The 10776-nt window shown below is 30.7% G+C and carries 12 protein-coding genes; 6 read left to right on the top strand and 6 right to left on the bottom strand.

What is annotated here, in order from left to right; genetic code table 11:
* The first annotated feature begins 61 nt into the window (after positions 1–61).
* The 6 genes from NSA58_RS09920 (at position 62) to NSA58_RS09895 (ending at position 3049) form a co-directional block, all read left to right on the top strand.
* Positions 62–634: a helix-turn-helix domain-containing protein gene (locus NSA58_RS09920; RefSeq protein WP_039677963.1), complete on the top strand. Its 573-nt coding sequence runs from the start codon at positions 62–64 to the stop codon at positions 632–634.
* Positions 635–917: 283 nt separating this feature from the next.
* Positions 918–1196, top strand: coding sequence for a hypothetical protein (locus tag NSA58_RS09915; RefSeq protein WP_257560421.1), 279 nt, complete (start codon positions 918–920; stop codon positions 1194–1196).
* Complete coding sequence (locus NSA58_RS09910; RefSeq protein WP_079764843.1) at positions 1142–1660, top strand: M20 metallopeptidase family protein; 519 nt, start codon at positions 1142–1144, stop codon at positions 1658–1660. Before NSA58_RS09915 ends, NSA58_RS09910 begins: the two co-directional genes overlap by 55 nt.
* Positions 1661–1672: 12 nt before the next feature.
* Positions 1673–2029: a M20/M25/M40 family metallo-hydrolase gene (locus tag NSA58_RS09905; RefSeq protein ID WP_079764842.1), complete on the top strand. Its 357-nt coding sequence runs from the start codon at positions 1673–1675 to the stop codon at positions 2027–2029.
* A 144-nt stretch (positions 2030–2173) separates the two neighbouring features.
* On the top strand, positions 2174–2755 hold the full coding sequence (locus NSA58_RS09900) for an AbgT family transporter (RefSeq protein WP_074429855.1): 582 nt from the start codon (positions 2174–2176) through the stop codon (positions 2753–2755).
* Between the two features lie 9 nt (positions 2756–2764).
* On the top strand, positions 2765–3049 hold the full coding sequence (locus NSA58_RS09895) for a M20/M25/M40 family metallo-hydrolase (protein ID WP_079764841.1): 285 nt from the start codon (positions 2765–2767) through the stop codon (positions 3047–3049).
* An 82-nt stretch (positions 3050–3131) separates the two neighbouring features.
* On the opposite strand, the gene NSA58_RS09890 is transcribed toward NSA58_RS09895, so the two are convergent.
* From NSA58_RS09890 to NSA58_RS09865, 6 genes are all read right to left on the bottom strand, one after another.
* Entirely contained in the window at positions 3132–4520 is a 1389-nt protein-coding gene (locus NSA58_RS09890; RefSeq protein ID WP_039677965.1) for an FAD-binding oxidoreductase, read from the bottom strand.
* A 75-nt stretch (positions 4521–4595) separates the two neighbouring features.
* A complete protein-coding gene (locus NSA58_RS09885) occupies positions 4596–5816 on the bottom strand; it encodes an electron transfer flavoprotein subunit alpha (RefSeq protein WP_074429854.1) in 1221 nt (406 codons plus the stop codon).
* Between the two features lie 18 nt (positions 5817–5834).
* Positions 5835–6623, bottom strand: coding sequence for an electron transfer flavoprotein subunit beta/FixA family protein (locus NSA58_RS09880; protein WP_039677967.1), 789 nt, complete (start codon positions 6621–6623; stop codon positions 5835–5837).
* A gap of 76 nt (positions 6624–6699) precedes the next feature.
* Positions 6700–7974, bottom strand: coding sequence for a nickel-dependent lactate racemase (gene larA, locus NSA58_RS09875; RefSeq protein WP_074429853.1), 1275 nt, complete (start codon positions 7972–7974; stop codon positions 6700–6702).
* Positions 7975–7999: 25 nt separating this feature from the next.
* On the bottom strand, positions 8000–9592 hold the full coding sequence (locus NSA58_RS09870) for an L-lactate permease (RefSeq protein ID WP_074429852.1): 1593 nt from the start codon (positions 9590–9592) through the stop codon (positions 8000–8002).
* Positions 9593–9729: 137 nt separating this feature from the next.
* Complete coding sequence (locus NSA58_RS09865; RefSeq protein ID WP_074429851.1) at positions 9730–10443, bottom strand: FadR/GntR family transcriptional regulator; 714 nt, start codon at positions 10441–10443, stop codon at positions 9730–9732.
* Positions 10444–10776: the final 333 nt, after the last annotated feature.

The raw sequence follows: 10776 nt of genomic DNA, 5'->3' as shown, positions 1-10776 counted from the left end.
TTCAACATATTAATTTAATATTTAAATTATCCATAATTAAAATCCAAGGGGAGTTAAGTTAATGAACTATAATGCTAGTATAGGTTTAAAAATAAAAGAACTAAGAAATGCAAAAAAATTCACACTTAAATATCTAAGTGAGGAAACTAATTTATCAATAGGTTTTTTGTCTCAGTTGGAAAGGGGAATGACTAGCGTGGCCGTTGATTCTCTTGCTAAGATTGCAAAGGTACTAGAAGTAAATCTTCTAGACTTTTTTGACTATGCTGACGAAAACAGTAAATCTTGTATCACAAGAAGTTATGATAGAAAGTACACTGCAATAGATTCAGAAATTATTCAATACACTTTAAATAAAGATACCTTTGCTTATGATATGCTTCCAAGAGTGCAACAATTAATGCCACACAAATATAAGGAATCTGAAGATATAGAACTATATTCTCATGAGGGTGAAGAGTTTATTTATGTACTTGAAGGTGTTTTAACCTTAAATATTGATAATACAGTAACTGATTTATATCCTGGTGATTGTGCCCATATTAAATCAACTTCACCACATAACTGGAGTAATAATACATCAAAAATAGTAAAAATACTTACAGTAAATACTCCTAACCCTTTCAAAAAATAATTTCACATAAATGAATTTTTCTATAAAAAAGGATATGAAGCTCATATCCTTTCTTCAATTATTACCACTTTTATCTCCTTTTCATTGATTTCTTAATTTTATATCTGATTCTTTATGAATTTAATAGCATAGCTTCATTTTTTATGTAAAGATGAAGCTATATTTTTTGTATAATTTTATTTTAAATATAAAATATACATAATTTCTTTTTATAGTAGATAAAATTTATGAACTCTGCGAAAAGTACTATGACAAAATTGTAGAAATCAGGCATCAATTACACATGTATCCAGAAGTAGGATACGATGAGTTTAATACATCTAAGTTAGTAATCAGCGAGCTAAAAAAATTAAATCTAGAAATAAAAACAAATGTTGCTAAAACAGGTGTTATTACTTTATTAAAAGGAAAATACCCTGGAAAAACCATACTTATTAGAGCAGATATGGATGCTCTTAGAGTTGATGAAGAAACTGATTTAGAATTCAAATCTAAGATTCCTGGTGTATGCACGCTTGCGGTCACGATGGTCACACTGCTTCACTGCTTGGAGCTGCTATGATCTTAAGTGAACTAAAAGATAAGTTACATGGAAATATTAAGTTTATGTTCCAACCAGATGAAGAAATTGAAAGCGGAGCAAAACCAATGATTGATGAAGGCATATTAGAAAATCCTCATGTTGATGCTGCCTTTGGTGGACATTTGTGGGGAGGAGTAAAAGAAGGAATGGTAGGTGTAAAACACGGTCCTATGATGGCCTCTCCAGACATATTCAATATAAAAATTATAGGTAAAGGTGGTCACGCTGGTGTACCACAAAGCTCAATAGATCCTATCCCAATTTTATCTCAGGTTATAAGTACACTACAAACTGTTGTAAGCAGAAAAAATAATCCTTTTACTCCACTAGTTCTTTCTTGTTGTCATGTGAAGGCAGGAAATACTGATTGTCATAATGCCATTCCAACAGAAGCACTTCTTGGTGGTACTGTTAGAGCTTTTGATGAGGAAGCTAGAACTTAGACAGAAAAAATCATGGAAGATATTTTAAAAGGTATTACTACCTGTCAAGGTGCGACTTATGAATATGAATACATAAGACAATTTCCACCTTTAGTAAATGATGATAATATGACAAGTTTGGCCATGAAATCAATAAAAAAAATCATTGGAGACAAAAATGTTTTTGAACTAAGCGAACCATCTATCGGTGGTGAAGATTTTGCATATCTGGCTAAAGAAGTACCTGCTACCTTCGTTTTTGTTGGTATTGCAGAAGATGAAAATCATCCAGTACTTCATCATAATTCAAAATTCCAATGGGATGATAAAAATATGAAAGTTCTTTGTAAAGCTTTATGTCAAGTTTCAATTGACTATTTAAGTAGTTAAATTTTAATTAAGGGGGAGTTGTTTTGGGTAAAGTAAAAGAAGAAAAAAACAAGGACTGCTAATGCGATTCTTAAACGTAGTTGAAAAGGTGGGTAATAAATTACCAGACCAGTTACCATATTTGTAATACTTTGGTTTGTTGTTATGATATTATCGTACTTTGTAGCTAAATCAGGTGTTACTGCTATACATCCTGGTCAAGTCGATGAAACAACCGGTAAAAATTTAGTTGTTCAAGGCCTCAATTTATTAAGTAAAGAACAATTGCAATTATTCTTAACAAGTATCGTTACAAACTTTACAAGTTTTGCTCCTTTAGGATTACTACTTGTTACTATACTTGGTGCAGGTCTTGCCGAAAAGTCTGGATATATGGAAACTGTTATGAAAACTACTGTTACTAAAGTTCCTAAAAAATTACTAACTGGTACAATAATATTCGTTGGTATAATAGCTAATGCAGTGGTTGATGCAGGATTTTCTGCCAATTTAATGGTAAGTATGTTAGACATACTTGTTGCAGGATTTACAATTCCAGCTGCTCAAATTGTTAATTCAAATTATACTGGTACTCCTGCAATGAACTGGTATTTCTTAATAATTTCAACATTTATACTTGTGGTTCTTGGTACATTTGTAACAGAAAAATATTTAGCTCCTCGTTTTGAGGGTACAGATTTTGTTGCCGCTGATAATGATGTAGATTCTGAAATAACTCCACTTTAAAGAAAAGCTATGATTAATGATGCAAAATGTTCAGCAATTGCTGAAAATGCTTCCTCTGAAATAGTTGGTAAAAATAATGTGATAAAATTCGAAAAAGTAACTGGTAGCGAAGACTTCTCTTTCTATCTTGAAAAGGCTCCTGGTGCTTTAGCTTTTGTTGGATGTAGAAATGAAGAAAAATGTGCTTGTTTTTCTCTTCATAGTGACAATTTCAATATTGATGAAGATGTCTTAGAAATAGGAACAAAATTATATGTAAAATATGCACTTGATTATTTAACTTCAGATAAATAATTATAATTTACCTAATATTAAAAAATAGCCATGTTAAAATTAAATTTAACATGGCTATTTTTTAATATTGTTATATAATTCATTAATAAATTTTACCTGGATTTAAAATATTTTTTGGATCAAAAGCAAGTTTTATTCCTCTTAATATGTTTACATAGTTTTCATCTTTAGATTCACAGAAATATGGACTCTTGGCATATCCTATTCCGTGTTCTCCTGAAACTTCTCCTTTTAATTGTCTTGCTTTACTAAACATTAACTCGAAAGCATTAGAAAGTCTTTCTTTCCATTCTTCTTCTGGCAAATCATCTTTATGAGGATACACATGCAGATTTCCGTCTCCTGCATGCCCAAAACTTTTTATTCTAAGTCCAACCTCTTTTTGTATATCGTGAGTATATCTTATAAACTCTGCCACCTTGTCTCTTGGCACAACAACGTCACACTCATCTATTACACTATTTGCTTTGAAGGCTTCTAAGAAAGCTCCCCTTGCAGACCATATACTTTCATTTCTCTCATCCGTATCTGAAATTAATACATCATAAGCTCCGCATTCTAAGCAAAGTTTTGCCACATTTTCATATTCTTTTTCTATTTCTTCTGTAGAGTTTCCATCAAATTTTAATAATAAATATGCATTAGATGAATTGTCTGGGAATTTCTTTCCTAAAAATTCTTCAGCACCAACTATTGCTTCTCTTTCCATAAACTCTACTGCTGTTGGTATACATTTAGATTTTATAATTTTAGGAACAGTATCTATAGCAGACTCCAAGTTTGGAAAAGGTATAAGCAAACTAATTGCCTTTTTAGGTAATGGTAATAATTTAAGTATGGCTTTTGTAACTATACCCAAAGTACCTTCTGAACCTACTATTAAATCTTTAACTGCATATCCAGATGAATTTTTAACTACTTTTCCTCCTACATTTATTATTTCCCCATTAGGAAGTACTACTTCTAAACCTCTTACATAATCTCGTGTTACTCCATACTTTACTGCTCTCATTCCACCAGCATTAGTGTTTATATTTCCACCAATTGCTGCACTTTTTTCTCCTGGATCTGGTGGGTAAAATAAATCATGTTCTTCCACATATTGACCGATTGTCATAAGTAAAACTCCTGGTTCTACAGTTAGAGTTAAGTTTTCTTCATCAAGTTCTAGTATTTTATCCATTTTACACATATTAACCATTATCCCACCATAAAGTGCAACAGATGCTCCAGAAAGTCCAGTTCCTTGTCCCCTAGGAGTCACTGGTATATTATTTTCATAAGCATATTTCATTATTTTTGAAACTTGATCACGATTTCTCACATAAACCATAGCTTCTGGATATTTTAGCTCCCCTGCTAATTCATCATGAGCAAAATCTTCACTTATTTCATCACCAACTATAACATCTTCAGCATTACAAATACTTTTTAAAAATTCTATATCATTTTTATCTAATTTTTTATACATAATATTCCCCTCCTTTTTTATAATAAAGCTTATTCATTTATATTTTCATACATTTACTTAATCATCAGATGTATCTTATGCTTTAGCTAATATATCTTGTTTACTACATAAATTAATAGAATTTTCAATCTTTTCAATTAACATTGGAATTATTTCATAAATATCCCCTATTAATGCTAAATGAGCCACATCAAATATAGGAGCATTTTCATCTTGATTTATGGCAATTATATAATCTGCCCCCTTCATACCCGCAACAAATTGAACTGCTCCAGACACACCACAAGTTATTATAAGTTTCGGTTTTACTGTTCTTCCACTAAGTCCTATTTGTTTTCTAGGATCTACCCAGCCTGCCTCAATAGTTGGTCTAGTTCCTCCTATTTGTGCACCTAGTAAATCTGCCAACTTTTCTGCCATTTGTATATCTTCTGCTTTTTTAAATGCTCTACTTACAACAACAACTACTTCTGCATCTTCTATACCTATAACTTTATTTTTAATTTTAGTTTCTAAAACTTTTATATTAGATTGTAATTTATTCTTTTCAATTTCACATATAGTTATTTTTCCAGTAGGATTTTCTACTTTCTCTGGTGCATTAAATATTTTATATCTAACTGTAGCAAATTGAGGTCTATGGTTTGGAGTATTTATATGTGCCATTATATTTCCACCAAATGCCGGTCTTATTTGGTCTAAGTCTGTATTTTCTTGAATATCTAAAATTGTACAATCTGCAGTAAGCCCTGTTCTAAATCTTGCAGCAAGTCTAGGTGCTAAAGATCTTCCTATAGTTGTTCCACCAAATAACATAATTGTTGGCTTAATTTTAGATATATAATTTTCTACTGCTGCAGTGTATGGTTCTATTCTAAATTTATCTAATTCTTCATCATCATAAACAAAAACTTCATCCACACCATAAGAAAGCAGTGGTAAACATTTATCTTTTATATTATTTCCAACAAATACACAATAAACTGGATGATTTATTTTTGCTGCTAATTCTCTTGCCTTACCTATTAATTCATAAGTAACTGGATGAATTTCGCCATCTGAATGTTCCACATAAACTGTGATACCTTTCCACTCATCCTTATTTATAGCAACCTTTTCATCTTCTTCAAATTCAAAAGTCCCTTCTGGACCTTTTTTTACACACATTTTACACATTTTACAAGCTGCGTTTATTTCAACTTTTCCATCTATTTCTTCCAATGCACCAAAAGGACAAAGTTCTAACACTTCTTCTATATTATCAATTTTATTTTGGTTAACAATTATCTTAGCCATTATATTATTCCTCCTTAACTATATTATTTTTAAGTCTACTATTTTATTGAATAGAGCTTCACATAACTCATTACTACTACCTTTTAATACATTTTTATCTGTATTTGGTGTAGGCGGGAAAATCCTCTTAACTTGAGTCGGTGAACCATTTAATCCATAATGATGTTCATCTTTATCTTCAAAATCACCTAAAGTAAACATTGGTATTTCTCTATCCTTAGTATCCATCTTTAATTTAAAAGAAGGTAATCTTGGCTGGAATATATCTTTTTCCACAGTAATTAGACATGGATAAGTTATTTCACATACTTCCATAGAAGTAGGTAAATCTATCTCAACTACTATGGAATCTTCTTTTACTTCTATTATTTCAGTTACGTTTGTCACGTGAGGTATGTTTAAAAACTCAGCAATTTCTGAACCAACTTGTGCTGTGTCGCCATCTGTAGTTTGTTTTCCACATATGATTAAATCTGGATTAGATATTTTTTTAATCCCTTGAGATAAAGTATAAGAAGTAGCAAGAACATCTGCTCCACCAAATTTTCTATCACTAATTATTGCTCCTTCATCAACACCCATGGAAAAACTTTCTTTTATTACAGTTTTAGCTTGAGGTGGTCCCATTGTTATGGTTTTTATAGTAGCTCCCTTTTCTTTTTTTATTCTTAATGCCGTTTCTAAGGCAAATAAATCGTAGGGATTCATCTTTGAATCTACTCCATCTCTTTTTAAAACTCCAGTAACTGGATCAACTTCAACTTGTGTAGTTCCAGGAACTTGTTTAACACATACTAAAATTTCCATTCTTCTTCCCCCTTAACTATTTAATCAACCAAGTTGCCTTCATTAATAACAAAAGCATCTTGCTTATACTATAATTTTATTTAACTATTACAGATACACCATCTGGAATAACAACAACTTTAGCATCTTTACCTTTAATTTCATAAGCCATATTTAGTGCCTCATCAAAATTATAAGCATGTTTCATATGCATATTTTTAATTATTTGTGGGTCACATTGATCTGTAACCATTATTACTGTAAATCTATCTAAAATTCTTGCTAGTATTTGAAATTCCCATTGATCAGGAACAGTATCTTCTTTTTTTACATTTCTTACATTTTCAAGTATTTCTTTTGGACATAAAGCATTGGCCACATTATCATAAAAAGACTGACCTCCATGGCCATCATTGCAAGCTGCTACCATTATTATTACTCCGCCTTCTTTACAAGTAGCCTCAGCAGCCGTCATTCCTTTTACTGATTGATAAATATTCTGGTCAAGAGGATAACCTCCATTTGTACTTACAACTATGTCTGATGGAACTTTATCTATTTTTGATAAATTAGTTACAAATTCACATCCTTCTTTATGCGCTTTGTCCACATCTCCTGCAAAGGATGCTATAACTTTCTTATCTTTGTCTATTGCCACGTTAACAATAAAAGCTAAGTTGGCAGTTTTTGCAGCATATACCATATCTTCATGTATAGGATTATTTTTCAAAATTCCTGTTCTTGAATTATCATTATCTATAAATTCACTACAGTGGTTATACATTATAGTTTTTGCAGAAGCTATTCCTGGTAAAATACTTTTTCTTCCTCCAGAAAACCCTGCAAAGAAATGTGGTTCTATAAAACCTTCAGCTATAAGTAAGTCTGCCTCTGCAGCCAATTTATTTATATAAAAATCTCCTCCAGAAGGTAGTACACCCATTTTTATCATGTCTTCATCCTTAGTTGATATATGCATTACAATTTCTTCATTTTCAACTATTTCTTCTCCCAACTTAAAAATTAATTCTTCTTTTGTGCTAGGTCTATGAAAACCTGTTGCAACTAAGATTTTAATTTTTGCCTTTGGATTACCTTTTCTAATTCTTTCTAATATTTGTGGCATTATTACACGACTTGGCACTGGTCGTGTATGATCACTAGTTATAATCACAATATTTTCTTTATCTTTTGATAATTCTTCTAATCTTGACTGGCCTATTGGATTGTCCAAAGAATCTTTCACAATCTCACTTTCTGTCTTATTTACTATAAAATCATGAGCCTTAGAAACTAATATAGCTTCTAAATTTCTATCTTCTATTTCTAAATTCATACCCTGTTTTGAATAAGGTACTTTTATAATTGCCATAATAAAAACTCCCCCTTAATTAAATTTAAAGTCCTAGTATAGGTAAAAATCTACCAAAATATACGATTAAACCAAGTATAATTACGTATCCTAAACAATACTTCACCGTAGAGCTAAATATTTTTCCTTCTTGACCAATAAGCCCTGTAGCAGATGTGGCTATGGCTATACTTTGTGGCGAAATCATTTTCCCCGCTGTTGCGCCTGATGTGTTTGCTGCAGCAATCCAGTAAGGATCTATTGATAAAGATTTGGCAGCCTCCACTTGCAATCCTCCAAATAGAATATTGGCTGAAGTGTCACTTCCCGTAACAAAAGTCCCTATAGCTCCAAGAAGTGGTGAAATTAGCGGATAAAAACTACCTGTTATTGCACATAAACCAAAGGATATGGAGCTGGTCATTCCACTATAAGACATAATTTTTGATATGGCTACTATGGACATTATTGTTATGAAAGACGTCTTTAATTGTATAACCGTATCCTTAAAAACAATTGCCATATATTTAATATTTAGCTTTTGTATAATTCCAGCTATAAAAGTTGCTATAATTATCATCATACCAGGTGTGTTAATCCAAGAAAAACTTGTAGTTGATGTAGCATTTCCACTATATATATGGAAACTACTACTAACTTTTCCTACTAAAGCATTTAAACTTGGTACTAATGGACTAGTAAGTAATATTAAGGTGCATAGCAGTATATATGGTAGCCAAGCTAGAACACCTTCTTTTAAAGTAACTTTTTTACTTGCGTATACATCTCCCGTATTCTCTATTTCAAAACTTTCTTTCTCAAATTCAGCTTCATTTGATGAATTTTCTACTTTTTTCTTATTAATTAATTTGGCCATTAATATAGTACAAACCATACTACAAATACTTCCTATAAGCGCTGGAAGTTCTGCTCCTAAATATTTAGCAATAAATATTTGAGGTATTGCAAAAGCTACTCCAGAGACTAAGGTAATACAAAAAACTCCTTTTATTGATTTTAAACCTTTTCCTGTGATAATAACTAGTAAGAATGGTATTAACATAATAAATCCTGCTAACTGTATTGATGTGATATAACTAAGTTTGATAACGTCTAGACCTGTTACAGTAGCTAAAGTTGTTACGGGTATTCCTATTGCTCCAAAAGCTGTTGGTACCGTATTAGAAATTAAGCAGATTACTGCTGCAAATATGGGATTAAATCCAATTGATGCTAATATACTAGCTGGTATAGCAACAGCTGTACCATAACCTGCAACAGCCTCTAAAAATCCTCCAAATCCCCACGCTAAAATTAATACTTGTATTCTCTTGTCTGTTGTAATACTAGATAACATTAATTTCATTGTGTCCATAGTTTTTGTTTTAACGGCTAAGTTATAAGTAAATAATGCAGCTACAATTACTAAAAGTATGGGCCAAAGTGCTATCGCCATACCTTCAACAGATGCTGTTACCCCATCAATAACTGGCATCTTCCAAAATATTATTGCTATTAGCAAACTTAAAAATGCTGTAAATAAACAAGTCTTATGAGCTGGTAGTTTTAATGCTCCTAAAGAAACTATCAACCATATAATAGGAACTAAAGCAATCAAAAATAAAACATATTGATTCATTCAAACTTCCCCCTTGTTATAGTACTGGTCATTCCACTAATGGTCAGTGGTATTACCACTTTTTCTTTTATTGTATTCCTTATTAGAATAAAAAACAAGAATAGTTTGAATATTAACAATATTTCTACTAATAAATATTAATCATTTATATCTATTATTATTTTTTCCACATAATCCATATGATCTTTCATAGCTTTTATAGATAATTCTTCATTTTTATTGATAATTGCATCACAAATTTCCTTATGTTGACACATCAAAAATTTATCTGCAGAATCTTTTTTAATAATTTCACATCTAGCATCTTCAATAAACTTTTCAAATAACATTGATGATGTAGTAAATAAACATTCTATTAAATAATTTTTACTCATTGATGCCAACTTATTATGAAATTCTTTATCCAATTTAACTAATATTTCATTTCTATTTTCATTTAAAGTTTCTTCTTCCATTTGATTAACTATATTTAAAAGTTCCCTACAATCAATATTTGTAGCTCTATTAGCAGCCAATTTAGAGCTTTCTATTTCTAAAATTTTTCTTAATTCGAAAATATCTTGAGATTTACCATTATTTAATTTAAAAATCATTGATAAAGGCTGTAGTAATGATTTTTCAGGATTAGTACATATAAAATTACCTTCCCCATGTATACTCTCAATTACACCCATTGCTTCTAAAACTCTAATGGCCTCTCTTACAGATGCTCTACTTATATTCATTAGTTCACATAATTCTCTCTCTGATGGTAATTTATCACCCTTTTTTAAGTCTCCTGATAAAATATTTTGTTGTATTTGCTCTATGACCTGCTCATAAACTTTTCTATTTGGTATACTATTGAACATGTTTCTCCCCCTTAATATCTCATAAGTAGATTATATATTACATTCTTATAAATTGTCTAATTTTCTATTTTAAACAACTTTATTGGTAAATTTTCCAAACCAAAAAATAACCCTATTAAGCAAAACTTTTGTTTTAAATACTTAATAAGGCTATATAATATCATTTCATATTAAATTAATTTTCTATAAATGTTTTGTCTTACAACTCCTGCCTCACATATTATTGTATCTGTAAACTTTACACAATTTGTTGTTAAATAAATAAAATTCTACCATCATAACAAGTGGTGTCTCTATAAAATTTTTAGCAAATCTTTATAATTGTATATAATG

Origin of the sequence: Terrisporobacter muris, assembly GCF_024621905.1 — a bacterium.
GTDB classification, from domain to species: domain Bacteria; phylum Bacillota; class Clostridia; order Peptostreptococcales; family Peptostreptococcaceae; genus Terrisporobacter; species Terrisporobacter muris.
The sequence above is the reverse complement of the archived record's forward strand: the minus strand, read 5'-3'. Positions and strand labels throughout refer to the sequence as shown.

Coding starts and splice junctions, on each gene's coding strand:
- NSA58_RS09920 (WP_039677963.1), top strand. CDS start 62: ATGAACTATAATGCTAGTATAGGTTTAAAAATAAAAGAACTAAGAAAT.
- NSA58_RS09915 (WP_257560421.1), top strand. CDS start 918: ATGTATCCAGAAGTAGGATACGATGAGTTTAATACATCTAAGTTAGTA.
- NSA58_RS09910 (WP_079764843.1), top strand. CDS start 1,142: ATGCACGCTTGCGGTCACGATGGTCACACTGCTTCACTGCTTGGAGCT.
- NSA58_RS09905 (WP_079764842.1), top strand. CDS start 1,673: ATGGAAGATATTTTAAAAGGTATTACTACCTGTCAAGGTGCGACTTAT.
- NSA58_RS09900 (WP_074429855.1), top strand. CDS start 2,174: ATGATATTATCGTACTTTGTAGCTAAATCAGGTGTTACTGCTATACAT.
- NSA58_RS09895 (WP_079764841.1), top strand. CDS start 2,765: ATGATTAATGATGCAAAATGTTCAGCAATTGCTGAAAATGCTTCCTCT.
- NSA58_RS09890 (WP_039677965.1), bottom strand. CDS start 4,520: ATGTATAAAAAATTAGATAAAAATGATATAGAATTTTTAAAAAGTATT.
- NSA58_RS09885 (WP_074429854.1), bottom strand. CDS start 5,816: ATGGCTAAGATAATTGTTAACCAAAATAAAATTGATAATATAGAAGAA.
- NSA58_RS09880 (WP_039677967.1), bottom strand. CDS start 6,623: ATGGAAATTTTAGTATGTGTTAAACAAGTTCCTGGAACTACACAAGTT.
- larA (WP_074429853.1), bottom strand. CDS start 7,974: ATGGCAATTATAAAAGTACCTTATTCAAAACAGGGTATGAATTTAGAA.
- NSA58_RS09870 (WP_074429852.1), bottom strand. CDS start 9,592: ATGAATCAATATGTTTTATTTTTGATTGCTTTAGTTCCTATTATATGG.
- NSA58_RS09865 (WP_074429851.1), bottom strand. CDS start 10,443: ATGTTCAATAGTATACCAAATAGAAAAGTTTATGAGCAGGTCATAGAG.